General features: G+C 65.0%; 20 protein-coding genes and 2 pseudogenes. 8 read left to right on the top strand and 14 right to left on the bottom strand.

Annotated features, from left to right (window positions below; all coding sequences use genetic code 11):
• The 5 genes and pseudogenes from trbE to KHC28_RS07005 all read right to left on the bottom strand — a co-directional run.
• Positions 1–2,078: conjugal transfer protein TrbE (trbE, locus tag KHC28_RS07025; RefSeq protein ID WP_214007630.1), on the bottom strand; the 2,078-nt coding region annotated here is incomplete at its 3' end.
• A 13-nt stretch (positions 2,079–2,091) separates the two neighbouring features.
• Positions 2,092–2,361: a VirB3 family type IV secretion system protein gene (locus KHC28_RS07020; protein ID WP_214007629.1), complete on the bottom strand. Its 270-nt coding sequence runs from the start codon at positions 2,359–2,361 to the stop codon at positions 2,092–2,094.
• Positions 2,361–2,693: a TrbC/VirB2 family type IV secretion system protein gene (locus tag KHC28_RS07015; RefSeq protein ID WP_214007628.1), complete on the bottom strand. Its 333-nt coding sequence runs from the start codon at positions 2,691–2,693 to the stop codon at positions 2,361–2,363. Before KHC28_RS07015 ends, KHC28_RS07020 begins: the two co-directional genes overlap by 1 nt.
• A complete protein-coding gene (trbB, locus tag KHC28_RS07010; protein WP_376772622.1) occupies positions 2,690–3,616 on the bottom strand; it encodes a P-type conjugative transfer ATPase TrbB in 927 nt (308 codons plus the stop codon). The genes KHC28_RS07015 and trbB overlap by 4 nt, the downstream gene beginning before the upstream one ends.
• Before the next feature lie 219 nt (positions 3,617–3,835).
• Positions 3,836–4,342 (bottom strand): annotated as a pseudogene (locus KHC28_RS07005) (HNH endonuclease); the annotation flags it as partial.
• On the opposite strand from KHC28_RS07005, the pseudogene KHC28_RS07000 reads away from it, so the two are divergent.
• The 4 genes and pseudogenes from KHC28_RS07000 to KHC28_RS06985 form a co-directional block, all read left to right on the top strand.
• Positions 4,342–4,668: pseudogene (locus tag KHC28_RS07000) on the top strand (DUF4172 domain-containing protein); the annotation flags it as partial. The pseudogenes KHC28_RS07005 and KHC28_RS07000 overlap by 1 nt on opposite strands.
• A gap of 51 nt (positions 4,669–4,719) precedes the next feature.
• On the top strand, positions 4,720–5,070 hold the full coding sequence (locus KHC28_RS06995; protein WP_214007626.1) for a transposase: 351 nt from the start codon (positions 4,720–4,722) through the stop codon (positions 5,068–5,070).
• Positions 5,019–5,867 carry an IS3 family transposase gene (locus KHC28_RS06990; RefSeq protein WP_214007634.1) on the top strand — a complete coding sequence of 283 codons (849 nt, stop codon included), beginning with the start codon at positions 5,019–5,021 and terminating at the stop codon, positions 5,865–5,867. The genes KHC28_RS06995 and KHC28_RS06990 overlap by 52 nt, the downstream gene beginning before the upstream one ends.
• A gap of 129 nt (positions 5,868–5,996) precedes the next feature.
• Entirely contained in the window at positions 5,997–6,410 is a 414-nt protein-coding gene (locus KHC28_RS06985; RefSeq protein WP_214007625.1) for a DUF2177 family protein, read from the top strand.
• A gap of 152 nt (positions 6,411–6,562) precedes the next feature.
• Here KHC28_RS06985 and KHC28_RS06980 read toward each other — a convergent pair whose 3' ends face one another.
• From KHC28_RS06980 to KHC28_RS06960, 5 genes are all read right to left on the bottom strand, one after another.
• A complete protein-coding gene (locus KHC28_RS06980) occupies positions 6,563–6,721 on the bottom strand; it encodes a class I SAM-dependent methyltransferase (RefSeq protein WP_214007624.1) in 159 nt (52 codons plus the stop codon).
• A 145-nt stretch (positions 6,722–6,866) separates the two neighbouring features.
• Complete coding sequence (locus tag KHC28_RS06975) at positions 6,867–7,676, bottom strand: DUF1295 domain-containing protein (RefSeq protein WP_214007623.1); 810 nt, start codon at positions 7,674–7,676, stop codon at positions 6,867–6,869.
• A complete protein-coding gene (locus KHC28_RS06970) occupies positions 7,673–8,542 on the bottom strand; it encodes an alpha/beta hydrolase (RefSeq protein ID WP_214007622.1) in 870 nt (289 codons plus the stop codon). Before KHC28_RS06970 ends, KHC28_RS06975 begins: the two co-directional genes overlap by 4 nt.
• 8 nt (positions 8,543–8,550) lie before the next feature.
• Positions 8,551–9,228, bottom strand: a complete 678-nt coding sequence (locus tag KHC28_RS06965) for a ChrR family anti-sigma-E factor (RefSeq protein WP_214007621.1) — start codon at positions 9,226–9,228, stop codon at positions 8,551–8,553.
• Entirely contained in the window at positions 9,225–9,872 is a 648-nt protein-coding gene (locus tag KHC28_RS06960; RefSeq protein WP_246564463.1) for a sigma-70 family RNA polymerase sigma factor, read from the bottom strand. The genes KHC28_RS06965 and KHC28_RS06960 overlap by 4 nt, the downstream gene beginning before the upstream one ends.
• 125 nt (positions 9,873–9,997) lie before the next feature.
• Here KHC28_RS06960 and KHC28_RS06955 point away from each other — a divergent pair, with 125 nt between their 5' ends.
• From KHC28_RS06955 to KHC28_RS06945, 3 genes are read left to right on the top strand one after another with little or no spacing between them, the layout of a single operon-like run.
• Entirely contained in the window at positions 9,998–11,347 is a 1,350-nt protein-coding gene (locus tag KHC28_RS06955) for an NAD(P)/FAD-dependent oxidoreductase (RefSeq protein ID WP_214007620.1), read from the top strand.
• Positions 11,344–12,129: a DUF1365 domain-containing protein gene (locus tag KHC28_RS06950; RefSeq protein WP_214007619.1), complete on the top strand. Its 786-nt coding sequence runs from the start codon at positions 11,344–11,346 to the stop codon at positions 12,127–12,129. The genes KHC28_RS06955 and KHC28_RS06950 overlap by 4 nt, the downstream gene beginning before the upstream one ends.
• A gap of 11 nt (positions 12,130–12,140) precedes the next feature.
• A complete protein-coding gene (locus KHC28_RS06945) occupies positions 12,141–13,373 on the top strand; it encodes an SAM-dependent methyltransferase (RefSeq protein ID WP_214007618.1) in 1,233 nt (410 codons plus the stop codon).
• 15 nt (positions 13,374–13,388) lie between these two features.
• Here KHC28_RS06945 and KHC28_RS06940 read toward each other — a convergent pair whose 3' ends face one another.
• Positions 13,389–13,592 carry a hypothetical protein gene (locus KHC28_RS06940; RefSeq protein ID WP_214007617.1) on the bottom strand — a complete coding sequence of 68 codons (204 nt, stop codon included), beginning with the start codon at positions 13,590–13,592 and terminating at the stop codon, positions 13,389–13,391.
• A gap of 49 nt (positions 13,593–13,641) precedes the next feature.
• Positions 13,642–13,878, bottom strand: a complete 237-nt coding sequence (locus KHC28_RS06935) for a DUF4394 domain-containing protein (protein ID WP_312893119.1) — start codon at positions 13,876–13,878, stop codon at positions 13,642–13,644.
• A gap of 883 nt (positions 13,879–14,761) precedes the next feature.
• Between KHC28_RS06935 and ku (KHC28_RS06930) the strand changes: the two genes are divergently transcribed.
• Positions 14,762–15,574, top strand: a complete 813-nt coding sequence (gene ku / locus KHC28_RS06930) for a non-homologous end joining protein Ku (protein WP_214007615.1) — start codon at positions 14,762–14,764, stop codon at positions 15,572–15,574.
• Here ku (KHC28_RS06930) and ligD read toward each other — a convergent pair.
• Positions 15,571–18,060 carry a DNA ligase D gene (ligD, locus tag KHC28_RS06925; protein WP_214007614.1) on the bottom strand — a complete coding sequence of 830 codons (2,490 nt, stop codon included), beginning with the start codon at positions 18,058–18,060 and terminating at the stop codon, positions 15,571–15,573. The genes ku (KHC28_RS06930) and ligD overlap by 4 nt on opposite strands.
• A gap of 4 nt (positions 18,061–18,064) precedes the next feature.
• Positions 18,065–18,946, bottom strand: coding sequence for a non-homologous end joining protein Ku (gene ku / locus KHC28_RS06920; protein ID WP_214007613.1), 882 nt, complete (start codon positions 18,944–18,946; stop codon positions 18,065–18,067).
• Between the last annotated feature and the right edge of the window lie 19 nt (positions 18,947–18,965).

Genomic DNA, 18,965 nt, shown 5'->3' with positions numbered 1-18,965 from the left:
TGCGTGGCGAAGATGACCGAGGCATTCTTTTTGCGCAGCGTCTTCAGCCATTCCCGCAATTGGCCGGCGAAGCCCTCATCGTCCAGCGCAAGCCAGCCTTCATCGATGATGATGAGGGTCGGCGATCCATCGAGCCGGTCCTCGATCCGATGGAACAGATAGGCGAGCACCGCAGGCGCGGCCGCAGTGCCAATCAGCCCTTCGGTCTCGAAGGCTTGGACGGTGGCGGAGCCCAGATGCTCGCTCTCGGCATCACACAGCCGGCCCCAAGCGCCGCCCAGGCAATAGGGACGCAGCGCTTGCTTCAAATCATTGGACTGCAGGAGGACGCAGAGACCTGTCAGGGTACGCTCTTCGACCGGCGCCGAGGCCAGCGAGGTTAGCGCCGTCCAAATGTACTCCTTCACCTGCGGCGTGATCGGGACGCCTTCGCGGGTGAGGATGGCGTTCAGCCAGTCGGCGGCCCAAGCGCGGTCCGCGGCTTCATCGATGCGCGCAAGCGGCTGAAGCGACACACTCTCCGCGCTTCCCTCGCTGAGGCCGCCGCCGAGATCGTGCCAGTCGCCGCCCATGGAAAGCGCTGCGGCCCGGATCGAGCCGCCGAAGTCGAAAGCGAAGACCTGTGCGCCGGCGTAGCGTGGGAACTGCAGCGCCATCAGCGCCAACAGCACCGACTTGCCCGCGCCGGTGGGGCCGACGACGAGGGTATGGCCGACATCACCGACATGGAGGCAGAAGCGGAACGGGGTCGAGCCCTCGGTCTTGCCGAACAGCAGTGGCGGCGCGTCGAAATGCACGTCGCGGCTCTCGCCCGCCCACACGGCTGACAGCGGGATCATGTGGGCGAGGTTGAGCGTCGAGATCGGCGGCTGGCGAACGTTTGCGTATGCATGGCCGGGCAAGCTTCCGAGCCAGGCATCGACGGCATTGATGGTCTCGGTCATCGCCGTGAAGTCGCGGCCCTGGATGACCTTCTCGACCCGCCGCAGCTTCTCGTCGGCGATGCGGGGATCGGCGTCCCACACCGTCACCGTCGCGGTGACATAGGCAATGCCGGCATGGTCCGCGCCGAGCTCTTGCAGCGCGAGGTCGGCATCTTCAGCCTTGTTCGCGGCATCGGAATCCACGAGGACGGAGGCCTCGTTGGTCATGACCTCCTTCAGGATCGCCGCGATGGATTTGCGTTTGGCGAACCACTGGCGGCGGATCCGGGTGAGCAGCCGGACCGCATCTGTCTTGTCGAGCAGGATCGCCCGGGTCGACCAGCGATAGGGAAAGGCCAGCTGGTTCAGCTCATCGAGAAGGCCGGGCGTCGTCACCGTGGGAAAGCCGGTGATGGTCAGCACCCGCAGGTGCTGGTCGCCAAGGCGCGGGTCCAGCCCGCCGGTAAGCGGTTGATCGGCAAGCAGAGCGTCGAGATAGATCGGCGTCTCCGGCACGCGGACACGGTGCCTGTGCGTCGAGACGCAGCCATGCAGGTAGGTCAGCGTCTCGCCGTCATCGAGCCAGCGGCATTCCGGCATGAAGGCGTCGATAAGGTTGAGGAGCCGATCGGTTCGGTCGGTAAAGCCACGCAACGTCTCATGGGGATCAAGGCCCGCCTTGTCCCGCCCTTCATAAAGCCAGCCCTCGGTGCGCGCCGCGTCCTCGGCTGGCGGCAGATAAGTGAAGGTCAGGAAATAACTCGACTCGAAATGGCTGCCGTTCGGCCGGCGAACGTCCCACTGGGACGTTCGCTCATCGTCCTCACCCTCAAAATCAGCGCGCCGCTCGGCGTCGACCAGCGCGGAGGCGGCATCGGGGAAGGCGCTCGCCGGGTAGGTCGAGGCCGTATGGCGCTGCGCTTCCACGAAGATCGCCCATCCCGAGCCGAGGCGACGAAAGGCGTTGTTCAGCCGCCCGGCGACCGCGATGAGCTCGGCGGGAACGGCGCTGTCGAGATCCGGCCCGCGAAAACGTGCCGTGCGCTGGAACGAGCCGTCCTTGTTCAGGACGATGCTTGGGGCGACCAGCGCTGCCCAGGGCAGGAAATCGGCAAGGCGCCGGTTATGGCGGCGATACTCGGCGAGGTTCATCATCGGCGCACCTCGCTCAGACGACGAGGTGCGCGGGAATGCGCAGATGCCGACGCACCACCTCGACGAAAAGCGGGTCACGCTTCGCCGCCCACACCGCCGCGACATGGCCGATCACCCCGAGGGCGAGGCCGACCAGCCACAGGCGCAGGCCGAGGCCCACGGCGCCGGCGAGCGTGCCATTGACGATGGCGATGGCACGCGGCGCGCCGCCGAGCAGAATCGGCTCGGTTAGTGCCCGGTGGACCGGAACGCTGAACCCGGGGATGTCGACCGGCTCCGCCATCAGACGAGCGCTCCGCCGCCGAAGGAGAAGAAGGACAGGAAGAAGCTCGAGGCGGCGAAGGCGATCGACAGGCCGAACACGATCTGGATCAGCCGGCGAAAGCCGCCCGACGTGTCGCCGAAGGCCAGCGCCAGCCCGGTCGAGATGATGACGATCACGGCGATGATCTTGGCGACCGGCCCCTCAATCGACTGAAGGATGGATTCGAGCGGCGCCTCCCATGGCATGGAGGAGCCAGAGGCATGAGCGCTGGCCGTCACCATCAGGCTGATGCAGGTGACAGACGCGGCCAGCCGGGCTGCGCTGCCGGCGCGATGGAGCGATCGGATCATGAGGGATCTCCGGTGAAAGCAGGGGTGATGCGGTAGTCGCCATCGGGGCCAAGGCCCTCGACATGGGCGAGTTCGGTGAGCCGGCGCGCCGCGCCGCGCCCCGAGAGCACGGCCACGAGATTGATGGTCTCGGCGATCAGCGCACGTGGGACGGTGACGACGGCTTCCTGGATGAGCTGCTCCATCCGCCGCAGAGCCCCGATGGCACTTCCGGCATGGATGGTGCCGATGCCGCCGGGATGGCCGGTGCCCCAAGCCTTGAGCAAATCGAGCGCTTCCGCGCCGCGCACCTCTCCGATGGGGATGCGGTCGGGACGCAGCCGAAGCGCTGAACGGACGAGGTCCGATAGCGAGGCGACGCCGTCTTTGGTGCGCAGGGCGACGAGGTTTGGGGCCGCGCATTGCAACTCGCGCGTATCTTCAATGAGGACGACGCGATCGGAGGTCTTCGCGACCTCGGCGAGCAGCGCGTTGGTCAGAGTGGTCTTGCCCGTCGAGGTGCCGCCGGCCACCAATATGTTGGCGCGAGAGGCAACACACTGGCGCAAAGCGCCAGCGTTTCCGGCCGACATGATCCCGGCGCGGACATAGTCCTCAAGCGTGAACACCGCGACGGCGGGCTTGCGGATGGCGAAAGTCGGGGCTGCCACGACCGGCGGCAGCAGGCCCTCGAAACGTTCTCCCGTCTCGGGCAGCTCGGCCGAAACACGCGGAGCTCCCGCATGGACCTCGGCACCGACATGGTGCGCGACGAGCCGAACAATGCGCTCGCCGTCAGCGGGCGAGAGCCGCCCACCCGTGTCGGACAGTCCCTCCGAGAGCCGGTCGATCCACACCCGCCCGTCCGGGTTCAGCATCACCTCGACGACGGTCGGGTCTTCCAGATGCCGGGCGATCGCCGGACCCAGCGCCGTGCGCAACATCCGTGCGCCGCGGGCAAAGCTCTGATGATGATGTGCTGCCGCCATCCCTACCCCGACGATGCCGGGGTCATGACGATCTCATCCCGGGTGGGGATGATTAAAAGAGCCCGATATTGGGCCGGTTCAACAGGATTCCATCCGCGTCGCAGCGTGGCGTGCAATGACAGGCGAACGGCGGAACTGCTGCAGTGATCGGAAGCGGCATAGGGAGCCTCCGCTTCACGGCTTGAAACAATGCTCCCTGTGCCAGCGCAGGAAATGAGGATGGGGTCGCTCGATCAACCTGCGTGGCGCGATGGCGCGGCCGTCTTTGTTGATGAAGGCGCGCACGCCGTCGGGATCGTTGGTTTGCCGGGAAATGAGAATGTCCAGATCCCCCGAGAGGCTTATCAGCCCGCGATCGAACATCCAGTGGGCCGTACCCGACAGCGCCAGCCCGTTGCTGACGATGTCGGGGCCATTCGCTTCCACCGGGCGGATATGCGCGGCCGCCACCTCGGCGCGCCCGCCTCCATTGACCAGCTTCAGCCCGCTGATGGCGCAGCGCTCGTCATAGGCGCGCAGCACGACGCGCCGGAAGATGCGGTCGCGGACGATGCGAGAGGAAAAAGCCTCGACGCGCTCGCGGGGCTGCTCGAACGCGAATGGCGCCTGTTCTTCTTCAAAGCCTGAGAGGGACACACCTTCGTCGACGCGGGGCAGCAGCGGCTCGCTGTCATTCAGCCCGAACCCTGGCGGAAAAGTCCCTCGCCCAGAACATCGGGCAACCGACCCTGATCGCGCTCGCCCATACCATCGAGCAGCATCGCAAGGCCTATTATGACCAGCTCGAGGTCCATCGGACGCTCGCTGTCACAGACTGGCTGATCTATTTCGCGCAAACGATCATCGCGGCCCAGCAGACCACGCTCGATCGCGTCGCCTTCCACATCGCCAAGACGCATTTCTACGATCGGTTCCGCGACAGGGTGAAGGAACGGCAGGAGAAGGTGATCGCCCGCCTGTTCCGTGAGGGTCCCGGCGGCTGGAGTGCGCCCCTTGAGGCGGACAGTGTGACGACGGGGAGTTGACCGGGGAGCCGGGCTTTCGAAGGATGAAAGCCCATGGCCCGACACCGCACCCACAGCATCGAGTTCAAGCGCCAGGTGGCGCAGGATTACCTGGCCGGCGAGACGCTCCATAGCCTCGCCCGTCGGCATGACTTGTCGCGCAACCTGATCCGCATCTGGATTCAGAAATTCGAGGGCGGCGCCTTCGACGACGAGGCCGTCGCCGTCGATACCATCGAAGCCTATGAGGCGCGCATCGCCGCGCTGGAGCGGCTCGTTGGCAGGCAGGCGCTGGAGATCGAGTTTCTAAAGGGGGCTCTGAAGCACGAACCGCGGCCGAGAAGCGCGACTACATCCGTCGTCACCGGCCCCGCGGCATCTCTGTCGCAGAAGGATGCCGGCTGATGGGGATTTCGCGCTCGACCTACTACGACAAGCCGGCCATCAGCATCGACGACACCGCGCTCGTCGAGACGATGGCGGCGATCTCCGAGAGCTTCGAGACTTATGGCTACCGCCGGATGCAGGCGGCCCTGCGTCATCGCGGTTTCGTCGTGAATCATAAGAAGATCAGACGGCTGATGCGCGCGCACGATCTCCAGCCTCGACAGCGGCGGCGCTATATCGCCACCACCGATGGCGATCATGACCTGCCGATCTTCCCGAACCTGGCGAAGGACATGATCCCGGATGGGCCGAACCAGATCTGGGTAGCCGACATCACCTATGTCGCGATCACCACCGGCTTCGTCTACGTCGCGGTTATCCTCGACGCATGGTCGCGCAAGGTCGTCGGCTACGCCATTGGCCGCTCGATCGACGTCCGGCTGACGCTGGCCGCCCTGCGCACAGCCATTGAAAAGCGCGGACCGCCGCCCGGCTGCATCCACCACACGGACCGCGGCTCCCAATACGCGGCTGGACGCTATCGGCAGGCCCTCGCCGAACATGGTCTCGTCGGATCGATGGGGCGCCGCGGCAACCCCTATGATAACGCCAAGGCCGAGAGCTTCATGAAGACGCTGAAGGTCGAGGCTGTCTATCCAATGGCCTATGAGACCTTCGAGGATGTCGCTGCCGACCTTCCGCGCTTCATCGATCAGGTTTACAACACCAGCCGACTGCATTCCGCGCTCGGCTATCTCAGCCCGCAGCAGTTCGAGGATCAACACGCCCGGCTCCCGGTCAAAACCGCAGCCTGATCCTGTCTACCCGCAGGGGCGCACTCCACTCATAGGCCAAATTGTTGTTGTCTCTTGGACCCCCGCTGATCCAACTGCGGATCACAGACGTATTAGCCGAAGAGCTTCGTGACGGCTGGGGAGATATCGGTGCGGATTGCGATCAGCTACCTCTCTACAGGAATCGTGTTCCTCCTTTTCGATACGGTCTGGCTCAGCCTGATGGCGCGCCGGCTCTATCGCCCGCAGCTCGGCGATCTGATGAGCGACAAGCTCAATCTGCTGCCGGCCATTCTATTTTACCTGCTCTATATCGCCGGCATCGTCGTGTTCGCGGTACAGCCGGCGCTGGCCTCCGGCCGTTGGAGCACAGCGATCGCACTCGGCGCCTTTCTTGGTGTGGTCGCCTATGGCACCTATGACCTCACCAATCACGCCACGCTGCGCAACTGGCCGCCGCTGATCACGGTCGCCGACCTGATCTGGGGAACGGCGCTCACCGCCGTGTCCGCTACGGCGGGCATGATGATCACCCGCGCCCTTGTGGGCACGGGCCAAGGCTGAGCCCTCCACGTTCAGCCTCACGGCCGCCCAGCGCCATCCCTTCTTCACGACGAACCGAGCTCTCATCTGCCATAGCAGCCCCCGATCTTCATGATGCCGCCAGTAAAGACATGCCGCACGATCCAGTCGTCCTCGTCAGCATGGTCGAAATGCTAGGCCATGTGCCCAACCATCTTCACTGAGACGATGCGGTCGAAACGCTCATCGGTTTCGACCACGTTCATGTCCGCGGTCACTACCGGGATATTGGCCAGGTTGCGGCTGCGCTCCACGACTTCGATGTGAAAGAGCTTTGGCGCGGAGTTCGACATCGCCACGATCCGGGTTGAGGCAAAGCGTTTGGACTCTGAACAGGGTGGTGAACCTGGCAGCAGTTAAAGGCCTGTGGGCGCGTCAACGCAGCCGGCAGCGGGAAGCGGTCGGCCGAGCGGCCGACAGTCGCAATCAAGCCGTGGGCTAGCTCCTTTGTCGCCTCGGGGGGCCGGGCCAGAAGGCGTTGACCCGCCGTTGATAGGCGCGAAATGCGTCTCCGCGTGTGCGCAGCATGTGCGCCTCCGTGGGCGGAATTCCGGATGCGTGGACGAGCAGGACATAGATGAGCGCCGGCGCGACCAGCGTGACGAAGCCCCACGGGTAGGCGCCAGCGAAATCGATGGAGATGGCGGGATAGGCAAGCCAGCCCAGCCATTCGAAGAAATAATTGGGGTGGCGGGTGATGCCCCATAGTCCCTGGTCGCAGATGCGGCCGCGATTTGCGGGGTCGGCGCGGAACCGGGCAAGCTGGCGGTCCGCCGACGCTTCACCCGCAAGCGCGACCAGGAGCAGCGTAAGGCCGAGACCATCGCCGATCCGCCAGTGCGGAGCGGGATTACGCGCGGCCACCATCACCGCGAGCACGAAAGTGAACGCCGCCAATGCCTGAACTTGCAGGAACAGGAAGAGCCGGCGGGAGGCCTCCGAACCCCATTCCTGGCGCAGGTCGGCATAGCGCGGGTCGTCATGGCCTTCGAGGGTCCGCCGCAGGATGTGACCACCGAGCCGCGACGCCCAGAGCGCGACCAACGCGGCGACGAGTATCTGCCGTGGCGCCCACGCGTCATCGCCGATCGGCATCAGCGTGGCAGCAACGCCGGCGATGCCGGTGGCGAACGACCAGATGGTGTCGACCCAGCCATGATTGCCGCTGCGCTCGGCAGCGAGCCATGCCGCCGCAATGGCGAGCGAGAGCGTCGCGGCGAGGATGATGAGAAGGAGCGGGAGGCTCACGACGCGTCCCCCTTTCGGGTGACGCGATGGACGAGTTCCGCCGTGTCGTCGAGCACTGGGGCGAGCCAGCGCAGCGGTCGGGAGACGGCGCCGATGATGCTGCGGTGGCTTAGCTTCTCGTAAGCTCTCGTATCGACGCTGCCGCAATGGGCGCGGATGCGGGCGGCAAGGCGCATAGTATTGCCCGGATCGACCGATGTGTCCGCCGTGCCGGTGGCGACAAAGACCGGTGTTTCGCCGCCGACCACGAAATTGATCGGCTGGCTGAGCGGGCGCCTCGGTTCGGGGCCGAAGATCTCCATCAATGGGGGGCTGTGCAGCGGCAGGAAAGCATAGGGGCCGGCGCATCCCGCCATGCCGGCGAGATCGCGCCGGGAATCGAGCCCCACCCCCGCCAGCCACTGCGGATCGAAGGCCAGCATGGCGGCGATATGCGCACCGGCGGAATGGCCTGCCAACACCAGCCGTGATGGGTCGCCGCCGAACTCGGCAGCATGCGCCCACTGCACCGCCCGAGTCGCGTCTTTCGGAAAGGCCGAGAACCGCACTTGCGGATAGACGCGGTAGTCGGGAATCACGGTGACGATGCCTCGGCTCGCCAGCGCTGTGCCGACGAAGCGGTACTGCGCGCGGTCGCCTTCTTCCCACCCGCCACCGTAGAAGAGCACGACCACGGGCAATCCCGAGGCGCCTTCCGGCGCGTAGATGTCCACGCCGTGCCGATCACCCTCTGCATAGTTCTGGTCGGTCACGACACACACCGGCTCGAGCCGCGACAGCGCGTTGAGGATGGCGGCCGGCGCGAAGGCGGCGGCGCCCGCGCCGGTGGCGAGAAAGGCGAGCGCGATGAGCAAAGCCTCGCGCATGCCTTTTCTCACAGTTTGACGAAGGGCTGGATCAACCGACCGAAGAAGCCGGTGAGCCGCATGCCGCCGTCCAGCGCGGCGAGGCAGATGCACTCGCATTCCTGATCGACAATGGGCTGGTGCTCGATCTCGTGGCCCATCTCGCTGAGATCGCCGGGCATGTAGCGCCCGAATTCATCCGCGAACGACCCGACCAGCACCTGCGTGAACTCGGTGCCGAAATGGCCGTGCTCCGGTAGCTTGCGGCCGGCGCCGACGCGCAGAAGCATCAACCGCGCCTCGGAATCCTCCGGCAGGGTGATGACACTTGCGCGCACGCCGATGCCGATCCACCGCCAGGGTCCCATCTCGCAGTCGCGCAGGGCTTCGGGCAGCCCGATCCCCCCTGGCAACATCGCCGGCGCGCGGGCGCAGCCCACGGAGCTGAGAGACGACACGGTCTTCGTGATTTTCTCGTCCGTCGCATCGATGGCACGCAGCACGGCGGCGAAGGCGCCGGGCGACATCGCCGCCGGCTCGATCTGCTCCAGCAGAGCACCGCCCAATGCCTCGAACTGCTCGACGCGGGCGCGGCAGGCCGGGCAACCGGAGAGATGCACGTCGATCACCCGGGCTGGTGCGGCCGGCAACTGCCCAGCGGCATAGCGCATGAGCGTCTCATCGGTCGCGTGATGATGGATTGTCACGATTGGCCCTCCAGCAGCGTGCGCAGCCGCCCGAGGGCGAGGCGCACGCGCGATTTCACTGTGCCGAGGGGAAGGCTGAGCTCCTGGGCGATCTCGGAATGTGCCTTGTCGCTGAAGAATGACAGCCGGACGATGGCCGCCTGTTCTTCCGAGAGCGAGCCAAGCGCAGCGCGCACACTGGCCTCGCGTTCGGCAACCAGCAGCAGCACCTCGCCGGACGGCGCGACCTCCTCATTATCGACAGGGGTGGCTTCGGCAGCGGTAGCGACTCTTGATCGCCGGGAGTGGTCGATGCGCAGGTTGCGGGCAATGGTGAAGATCCAGGTCGCCACGCCCGCCTTTTCCGGATCGAAATAGGACGCCTTGCGCCAGACCACGAGCATCACTTCCTGCGCAATCTCTTCCGCGGCGTTGGCGGGCAGGCCGGACTTGCGCAGGAAAGACGTCACGCGCGGTGCGAAATAGCTGTAGAGCCGGGCATAGGCATGCCGGTCCTGGTCATCGGCGACCCTGCGGATCAGGTCCGACAGTTCGCCGCCGTCAGGCGTAGCACCGTCCTGCATCAAACGTGTCACGAGCGCTCCCCGTCGCGATGGCGACGTGTTGGCGATTTCGGAGCGTGCAGGTTCCAGGAACGCATTCATGACCCCTTCTACGCGCCGGTTCAGATGCCGGATCATTGCGCCAAAGCGTGATCCATCGGGAAGCCGGCTGCGTACATATCAGACAACCACGCCCTCGCACTCCACCGGCTCCGAGAACGCGCGTCATGAACATTCGCCAGGATTTCGTGCCCGGCTCCGCCCTGCGCATCGCGGTCATCGGCGCGGGCATATCAGGTCTGTCCGCCGCCTGGCTGGTGTCTGAGCGCCACGATGTTACGCTGTTGGAAGGTGAGGGGCGACTTGGCGGTCATTCCAACACGGTGGAGGCCGCAGGCGTTCCGGTCGATACCGGCTTCATCGTCTATAATGAGGCGACCTACCCCAATCTCACGGCGCTGCTCGCCAGGCTGAATGTGGCGACCCGTGCGACGGATATGTCCTTTGCCGTGTCGCTGGATGGCGGGCGGCTGGAATATGCCGGCACCGATCTGCGCGGACTGTTCGTCCAGCCGCGCAATTTGCTGTCGCCGCGCTTCGGCTCGATGCTGGCGGACCTCATGCGCTTCTATCGCAACGCCCCGCGCGACCTGCCCACGATGGGACTGCAGAGCCTCGATAGCTATCTCGACAGTAATCGCTACGGCGCCGCGTTCCGGCATGATCATCTCTATCCGATGGCCGCGGCGATCTGGTCGACGCCAGCCGCCGATGTCGGCCGCTATCCGGCCGCGGCTTTTGTCCGGTTCTGCGCCAATCACGGCCTGCTGCAGGTGACTGGGCGGCCGATCTGGCGCACCGTTGCCGGCGGCAGCCGCAACTATGTGGCGCGGTTGCGGGAGGAGTTCCGAGGTCGCGTGGTCATGGGCGGGCCGGTCCGTGCGGTGCGTCGCGTGGCGCATGGCGTGGTGGTGGTCGATGCGGACGGCAATGAGCAGCGTTTCGACCGGGTTCTGATCGCAACCCATGCCGATCAGGCGCTCGCCATGCTGGAGCATCCTAACGAGGCTGAGGCCAAACTGCTCGGCGCGTTCCGCTACAGCCGCAACGATGCGGTGCTGCACACCGATGCCCGGCTGATGCCCCGTCGCCGCGGCGCGTGGGCGGCTTGGAACTATCTGGCTGATCAGCGGGGCGACACCGGGCTGTGCGTGACCTACTGGATGAATCGACTGCAGCATATTCCAGAGCACCAGCCGCTGTTCGTCACTCTCAACCCCACCTTAGCGCCCGATCCCGCGACGGTCGCCTACCGCACCTCCTACGATCATCCGGTGTTCGATGCCGATGCCATGGCGGCGCAGCAGCGGCTGTGGACGCTGCAGGGTGAAGGCGGGGTGTGGTTTGCCGGCGCCTATTTCGGCGCGGGTTTTCATGAGGATGGGCTTCAGTCGGGGCTCGCCGCTGCCGAGGAGTTGGGAGGCGTCCGGCGACCGTGGGATGTTGCTGACGAGTCCGGTCGCATCGTCCTGCCGTCGCGCCAGATGGCGCCCGTCATGTGGGATACCGCATCATGAGCGACACCGCCTCGGCGCTCTATGTTGGATCAGTGATGCATATACGGCTCAAGCCGCGCCACCACCGGCTGGCATATCGGCTGTTCTCGCTGCTGCTCGATCTCGACGAGATCGACGCACTGGATCGGCGGTTGAAGGTGTTTTCGCGCAACCGCTTCAACTTGCTGAGCTTCTACGATCGCGACTATGCAGATTCCAAGGGTGGAGCTCTGAAGGCGCAGATCGAGCATTTGCTGATGTCGGCCGGGTTGGAGCCCGATGGCGGCGCTGTGAGGCTGCTCACCATGCCGCGTCTGTTCGGCTACGCGTTCAATCCGCTGAACATATATTTCTGCTACCGGCGGGATGGTTCGCTTCTCGCCGTGATGTACGAGGTGAACAACACTTTCGGCCAGCGTCATTCCTATCTCATTCCGGTCGGGGCGGACCAGACGACGCCGCTGCGCCAAAAGGCGGAAAAGTGCTTCTATGTTTCGCCCTTCATGGACATGAAGCTGACCTACAGCTTCCGCGTCGACCCGCCCGCCGAGGCGCTGCGGGTCGCCATACTGGCCAGCGATGCCACCGGTTCAGTCTTGAGCGCCGTTCTTGCCGCCAAGCGCCGTCCTATCAGCGACCGTCAATTGACACGCGCGCTGATAGTGCATCCACTTCTGACGCTTAAAGTCATCGCCGGCATACATTGGGAAGCGCTGTGGATCTGGGCCAAGGGCATCAGCCTGCGTCCACGCCCACCGGCGCCCGAGACACCCGTCAGTGTTTCGCCTCCCCGCCGATCCTGAGGAAGGGCTGCATGCGCTTAAACGCCGAAAGCCTCGCCAAGTCTGCCCGTGACATCGACACGTCGGCCGCGCCTCTGCGCTTCCGTGAGGCTTTATTGACCCGGCTGCTGTGCCGCATCGCCATCGGAAGCCTCACCATCGTGACGCCGAATGGCCGCCGCCTGCCCGTGCGCGGGCCAGAACCCGGGCCGGAGGCGACGCTGGTGCTGCATCGTTGGCGTGCGCTCCAGCGGCTGATTATCGGCGGTGATGTCGCTTTCTCGGAAGCCTATGTGGCGGGCGATTGGTCGAGCCCGGACCTTCCGGTCTTCATCGAGCTTGCCGCGTTGAATATTCCCGAGCTTGCCGCCGGCATCGCGGCCCTGCCGCCGGTGCGGCTGTGGAACAGACTCTGCCATGCGCTGAAGGGCAACTCGAAAGCCGGAAGCCGCCGCAACGTCGCGTTCCACTACGATCTCGGCAATGATTTCTACCGGCTCTGGCTCGATCGCAGCATGAGCTACTCCTCCGCCATAGCCGTCGCGCCGGGGCAGGGCCTTGAGGCGGCACAGGAGGCTCGGCTTGCGCGCATCGTTGCCATGCTGGATGCCCAGCCGGGCGAACGCGTGCTGGAGATCGGCTGCGGCTGGGGCGCACTGGCCGCGGCAATCGCGCAAAGCGGTGCCAATGTCACCGGCATCACGCTCTCGCGCGAACAGCTGTCTTATGCGCAGGACCGGGTGGCTGCCGACGCCGCGCTCACCGCGAATGCCGAACTACGCTTGCAGGATTATCGCGATGTTTCCGAAACCTATGACCGCATCGTATCGATTGAGATGCTGGAGGCGGTGGGGGAAGCCTATTGGCCGATCTACTTCGCCAAGCTAAGAGCCAGCCTGAAGCAGGCGGGCTCGGCGGTGTTGCAGGTCATCACCATCGCCGACGATCGTTTCGACGGGTATCGGCGGCAGACCGATTTCATTCAGCGTCACATCTTTCCCGGCGGCATGCTGCCGACCAAGACGCACATCGCCGATGAAGCCGGCCGCGCCGGGCTGCGACTGGTCGAGACCCAGTACTTCGGCATCGGCTATGCGCAGACGCTGGCGGAATGGCGTACCCGGTTCCTGGATGCGTGGCCGGCGATCGAGCGGATGGGCTTCGACGCCGAGTTCAAGCGGCTATGGGAATACTATCTCAGCTATTGCGAGGGCGGCTTCCGCTCTGGCGCCATCGATGTCGGGCTGTATAAGCTTCAGGGTTGAGCCAAGGCTCAGCCGTCACGCGGCCAGAGCACTGACTTGCACGGCAGCTGGAAGAATCCAGCCGGGCGTCTGGAGCTGCTTCGGCATGACCGTGATTTCCATGGAATAGGTCAGGTCGCGCTGCTGATCGCAGGCCGTGCCGACGAGCGTGCCAGACGGCCCGCCGATGACGAAAATCCGAGAGCGCCGGATCACCGTTGCGGCGGTCTGAAACGACAACAGGCCGCCGGATCGCTCCAGCGGCCTTCATCGTTTCGATCAAGCGTCGTCACATCGCCGGCATGACGGCGATGTCGTTGACCATACCAGTGGCGCCCTTGATCTTGCCGACTTTGGTAGCGGTGCCCTTGGCGAGATCGACGCGGTAAAGCGGGCTGTCGGCCACCAGCCAGCCTTCGCTTGCCGAGACATCGACCATCACGACATCGAAGGCATAGCTGTTCGCCTTGACGCCGAGCTTGCCGACCGCGCTGAGCACACCATCATTGGGCGGAGCCTGCTTCACTAGCGCGCTTCTGAAGAAGCAGTTCCCGAAGACGCAATTCATCCTGAACACCCACGACGAGGTGTGGCTGTCATATGAAGGCGGAAGGGCTGATAAAGGGGAAGAGCTTCGCCCACTGCAAGAACTGGAGCGTCGACACCAGGCCGGCCGAAAGGACCAACGCCGGTGTCTGGGAGGAGATCGCCGCCCAGCTCGCCAAAGGTGACGCCCAGCCGGAAGCTTCGGCTTCGGCGGCCTGGTAAGCGGGGCATCGAACGGCCTCACCGACGCCGTCAAGAAGGCAAAGGCCTCGGCCAACGCCTGGAACAAGCCAGATTTGGTCACGGCAATCGGCGGCCGCGCCGCCGCTTTCAGGTGGAGTGCGCGAGGACGCTAAGATCGATCAGCGGTAACTGAGCTCCGGTGTACACTACAATCCTTGGGCGGATCTGACGCGCGAGGATTTCCAGCATGTGGTCGACGCCCATAAGGCGTTCGTCACCCATTTACCTGCGCCAGGTGCTCGGAGCTTCTCTGGGTAACACTGGAGTACAAGCCGAAAGCGATGCTGTGCTGCAGCTGCGGTGACGCCAACCTCAACTTGGTCGCCAAGCCTATTCAGACTAAGGCCGGCGTAGCCACGGCCGGGGCGGTGGTCTGATCTTGGCGCCTGCCCAGGACCGTCTATTGGGTGGATTGCCCATTGGTTCGCGAACGTCCGGATTCTAGAGCCGGTCGAATTTCCGCTTGTGGCGCTAGGTGGCTTTGAGCTCTTCGTGAGCGTGCCGCGCAACGGAGCTTAGGACGATGCCGCTCGGTAGAGACGATTAGCCATCCAAGCCCAATCCGGCCAGAGGAACCGCGTTCATCGAGACACGTTTATCCCCCGTCGAGGAGGAGTGCGATGGCACGGCGGGGATTTTGGAAGGGCTATCTCAAGCTTTCGCTGGTGACGTGCCCGGTGGCGATGACGCCGGCGACGTCGGAAGCCGAGAAGATCCGTTTCCACACGCTGAACCGTGCGACGGGCAACCGAGTGTCCGGCATCTATGTCGATGCCGAAACCGGGAAGGTCGTAGACGACGACGATCAGGCCCGCGGCTATGAGCGCGAGCCGGGCAATTATGTCGTTCTCGATGATGACCAACTCGATGCCGTGGCGTTGGACAGCAACCGCACCATCAATATCGAGACCTTCGTTCCCGCCGATAGCGTCGAGTGGATCTGGTACGACAAGCCGCATTTTCTGATGCCTGACGACAAGGTCGGCGAGGAAGCGTTCGCCGTCATTCGCGAGGCGATGGTTGCCACCGACACCGTCGGCATCGCCCGGCTGGTGCTCTATCGCCGCGAGCGCGTGGTGATGCTGGAGCCGCGCTTGCGCGGCATCGTGCTGTGGACGCTGCACTATGCTGACGAAGTGCGGCCGCCGCAGGACTATCTCGACAATATCCCCGGCGAGGTGGATGCCGATATGGTCGGCCTTATCGGCAAGCTGATCGACAAGCGCAGCAAGGCATGGGACGGATCGGATGTTCGCGATCCCATGCAGGGAAAGCTGAAGGCACTGATCTCTGCCCGCAAGAAGGCAACCGCGGGCAAGTCGCCGCCCCGCCGCGCCAAGGACAAGGACGGCGATGAGACGCCGACCAACGTGGTCAACATTATGGATGTGCTGAAGGCCAGCCTGGCGAGCGAGATGCGCAAGCGCCGCTAGCGCTTCCGCCTTGGCGCCTTGGTCGCGAGAGGCACTGCCGCGTGGCGGAAATCTTCCCAGGGATCGCGCTTCTGCGCGGATACCCGGGCCGGCGCATTGGCCAGAGTGAAGTCTGCCGCGCCGGTGAGGCTGTCGAGTTCGTCCCAGGCGACCGGCATCGATACCGCCGCTCCGGGACGCGCGCGCGTTCCGTAGGCGGTGATGGCGGTGGCGCCGCGCCCGTTGCGGAGATAGTCGACGAAGATGCGGCCCTTGCGCCGCGCCTTGGTGGCGGCCGCGATGAAGCGTTTGGCGTCGTCGGCCGCCATAGCCTCGGCGATGCCCTTGGCGAACGCCTTGGCGTCATCCCAGCCGGCATGCGGACGAAGCGGCACGACGACATGCAGCCCTTTGCCGCCCGAGGTCTTGACGAAGGCAGGAAGACCCTCGCTCTCCAGTCGCGACTTCACGTTCCTCGCGCCGGCCACCATGGCGTGCCAGTTCACGCCCTCGCCGGGATCAAGATCGAAGACCAGCGTGTCGGGCTCTTCGATGTCCGCCAGCGTACTGCCCCAGGGGTGAATTTCCAGCGAGCCGGCCTGCACCAGCGCGATGAGGCCGTCGAGATCGTCGATCGCCAGCATCTCGCTGCCCTCGGTGTCGCGCCGGACCTTGAGGGCCTTGTTCATGCCGCGCCAGGAGTGCTTCTGAAAGAAGCAGGCTTGGGCGATGCCATCCGGGCAACGCAGCAGCGCCAATGGACGGGCGACGACGAAGGGCGCGATGCGCGGCCAGATCGTGGCGCAATATTCGGCGAGGTCGTGCTTGGTGATGCCGTCCTCCGGCCAGTAGACACGCTCGGGGTGGGTCAGCTTGATCCGTGACATTGAGGGTGCCGTCACGGCGGCGGTCTCGCGCACGATCTCCCTCGCCGGCTTGTCCTCGCGCAGGCCGCGAAACGCGGCGTGGCGCAGGTGCCGGTCGCCGGTCCAGCCGCGAAACTCGACCTCGGCAACGAGCTGCGGCGCGACGAAGCTCACGCCCCGTCTTTCGTCGGCCGTCAGGGCGCCCGCGAATGGGTTCCTCGCCCGCGTCATCTCCGAGAGCCGGGCGTAGAGGTCGCGGGCTGCGGCCTGCGAAAAGCCGGTGCCGACGCGTCCGACATGGACCAGCCGGCCGTCTTCGTGCACGCCGAGTACCAGCGAGCCGATCGCCTTCGGCATCGCCGTGGAGGTCACGAAGCCGCCGATGACGAATTCCTGCCGGTCGGAGCATTTCGACTTCACCCAGTCGCGGCTGCGGCCGGAACGATAGGGCGCGGTAGCTTTCTTCGACACCAGCCCCTCCAGACTGAGCCGGCAGGCGTGGCGCAGCATGGTGGCGCCATCCACCTCGAAATGCTCGCTTAGTCGGAGTAGCGGCGGGACATCCTGCATCAGCGTTGCGAGTGCGGCCTTGCGAGCAAGAAGCGGCTCTCCGCGCAGGTCGGTGCCGTCGCGATGAAGCAGATCGAAGCCATAGTAGACGAACCGATCGTGCCGGTCCGCCGCGAGGTCTTGCTGCAGCAGCGTGAAGCTCGACGCGCCCTGAGGTGTCTCGACGACAAGCTCGCCATCGATGAGTGCGGACTGTATCGGCAAATTAGCAAGCGCCTCGACGAGCGAGGGGCCGAAGCGGCCTGTCCAGTCGAGCCCGGAGCGGGTGAACAGCCGAACCCGCCCTTTGCCTTGGGCGTTGTTATTGATCCGTGCCTCTATCCGGTAGCCGTCGAACTTGATCTCGTGGATCCAGTTCTTCCCGGTCGGCGCCTTGGCAACAAGCGTCGCCAGTTCCGGCTCGACGAAGGCGGGCAGCGGCGCGGAGGCGCGATCCGCTGGCTGTCTTTTCGGTTTTGCCGATGATGCTCCACGAGCTTTCGTACCACCAGGCATGCGAGGTGCCGCGCTGGCAGTGATTTCGTCGAGCGTGCGGCCGGTTTTCACCGAATCAGGTTCGGCCTCCAGCACGTCAGGCGCGCTCGCGTCGCGTGCCTCCTCGTCCTCGCCCTTGATCAGCAGCCAGTTGTCGGCGGTCTCGCCTCGTCGCTTCGCCATGCGGACGAGGTGCCAGCGGCCGCGCAGCTTCCGGCCGGCGAGTTCGAATTCGAGGTGCCCCTTCGCGTATCCCTTGTGCGGGTCGCCGATCGGCTCCCAGGAGCCGGTGTCCCACAACAAGACGGTGCCGCCGCCATATTGCCCCTTGGGGATCGTCCCCTCGAACGTCCCATAGTCGAGAGGGTGATCCTCGACATGCACCGCCAGGCGTTTCTCTCCCGGTACCAGGCTCGGACCGCGCGTTACCGCCCAGCTCTTGAGCACGCCGTCCAGTTCGAGGCGAAGATCGTAGTGCAGCCTGCGTGCCGCGTGCTTCTGGATCAGATAGGCATGGCCGTCGCTTGCGCTCTCACCGCCCTGGGGTTCGGCGGTGCGGCTGAAGTCGCGCTTGCGGCGGTAGGTCTCCAGCGCCATGGAGCTATCCCGCCTTGCGGGCCGGCGCTCGCTTTACCGGCGCCTTGGAGGTATCCGCCGTGGATTTACGACGACCGCCCTTCGCCTTTGCCGCCGTGTCGCGGCCGGCCATCCCGGCGCTCTCGCGCAACGCCTGCATCAGGTCGACGACCTTGGCCAGCTTGCGCTTCGGCGGTGCGATGCTGCGACCGGCGATCTTGGCGCGCACAAGCTCGGTCAGAGCGGCCTCATAGCGATCCTCGAAGCTGGTGGGATCGAACTGGCCGGATTTGGTCTTGATGATGTGCCGGGCAAGATCCAGCATTTCATCATCCACCTTCACCTCTCGGATGTCGGCGAAAGCGTCTTGGGCCGATTTCACCTCGTAGTCATAGTTCAGCGTCGTGGCGATGAGCCCTTCGTCATAGGCTCGCACCAGCAAAGTTCGCGGTCGGCGGAACAGCACGCCGGTCGCGAGCGCGGCTACCTTGCGCCGCCGCAGCCCCTCCCGCATCACCGCAAAGGCCGGTTGCGACACCTCGTCGGAGGGGCGCAGATAATAGGGCCGGTCGAAATAGAGGTCGTCGATATCGCAGCAGGCGATGAAGTGCTCAATGGCCAGAGTCTTGTCGGCCTTGGGAAATGCCGCGGCGATCTCCTCCGCCTCGAGCGTCACATATTCGCCCGACGCAACTTCGTAGCCCTTTACCTGGTCCTCGCGCTCGACGACCTTTCCGGTATCGGAATCGACGAACCGTCTTTGCAGCCGGTTGCCGGTGCGTCGGTTGACCATGTGGAGGCTGACGCGCTCGCTGTCGGAAACGGCGGTGTAGAGAGAGACGGCACACACCATCTCGCTGAGCTTGAGATAGCCCTTCCAGCCGGCTCTTGTCGGAGTTTGAGCCATTGAGTCGATCCTCTGCGCC

It is taken from the genome of Ancylobacter sonchi (assembly GCF_018390695.1).
Taxonomy (GTDB): Bacteria; Pseudomonadota; Alphaproteobacteria; order Rhizobiales; family Xanthobacteraceae; genus Ancylobacter; species Ancylobacter sonchi.
The sequence above is the reverse complement of the archived record's forward strand: the minus strand, read 5'-3'. Positions and strand labels throughout refer to the sequence as shown.

Excerpts from the sequence above, each read along its gene's own strand:
- KHC28_RS07020 (WP_214007629.1), bottom strand. The coding sequence starts at position 2,361 with ATGGCGGAGCCGGTCGACATCCCCGGGTTCAGCGTTCCGGTCCACCGG.
- KHC28_RS07015 (WP_214007628.1), bottom strand. The coding sequence starts at position 2,693 with ATGATCCGATCGCTCCATCGCGCCGGCAGCGCAGCCCGGCTGGCCGCG.
- trbB (WP_376772622.1), bottom strand. The coding sequence starts at position 3,616 with ATGTTGCGCACGGCGCTGGGTCCGGCGATCGCCCGGCATCTGGAAGAC.
- KHC28_RS06995 (WP_214007626.1), top strand. The coding sequence starts at position 4,720 with ATGGCCCGACACCGCACCCACAGCATCGAGTTCAAGCGCCAGGTGGCG.
- KHC28_RS06980 (WP_214007624.1), bottom strand. The coding sequence starts at position 6,721 with ATGTCGAACTCCGCGCCAAAGCTCTTTCACATCGAAGTCGTGGAGCGC.
- KHC28_RS06970 (WP_214007622.1), bottom strand. The coding sequence starts at position 8,542 with ATGCGCGAGGCTTTGCTCATCGCGCTCGCCTTTCTCGCCACCGGCGCG.
- KHC28_RS06960 (WP_246564463.1), bottom strand. The coding sequence starts at position 9,872 with ATGAATGCGTTCCTGGAACCTGCACGCTCCGAAATCGCCAACACGTCG.
- KHC28_RS06955 (WP_214007620.1), top strand. The coding sequence starts at position 9,998 with ATGAACATTCGCCAGGATTTCGTGCCCGGCTCCGCCCTGCGCATCGCG.
- KHC28_RS06950 (WP_214007619.1), top strand. The coding sequence starts at position 11,344 with ATGAGCGACACCGCCTCGGCGCTCTATGTTGGATCAGTGATGCATATA.
- KHC28_RS06945 (WP_214007618.1), top strand. The coding sequence starts at position 12,141 with ATGCGCTTAAACGCCGAAAGCCTCGCCAAGTCTGCCCGTGACATCGAC.
- ku (WP_214007615.1), top strand. The coding sequence starts at position 14,762 with ATGGCACGGCGGGGATTTTGGAAGGGCTATCTCAAGCTTTCGCTGGTG.
- ligD (WP_214007614.1), bottom strand. The coding sequence starts at position 18,060 with ATGGCGCTGGAGACCTACCGCCGCAAGCGCGACTTCAGCCGCACCGCC.
- ku (WP_214007613.1), bottom strand. The coding sequence starts at position 18,946 with ATGGCTCAAACTCCGACAAGAGCCGGCTGGAAGGGCTATCTCAAGCTC.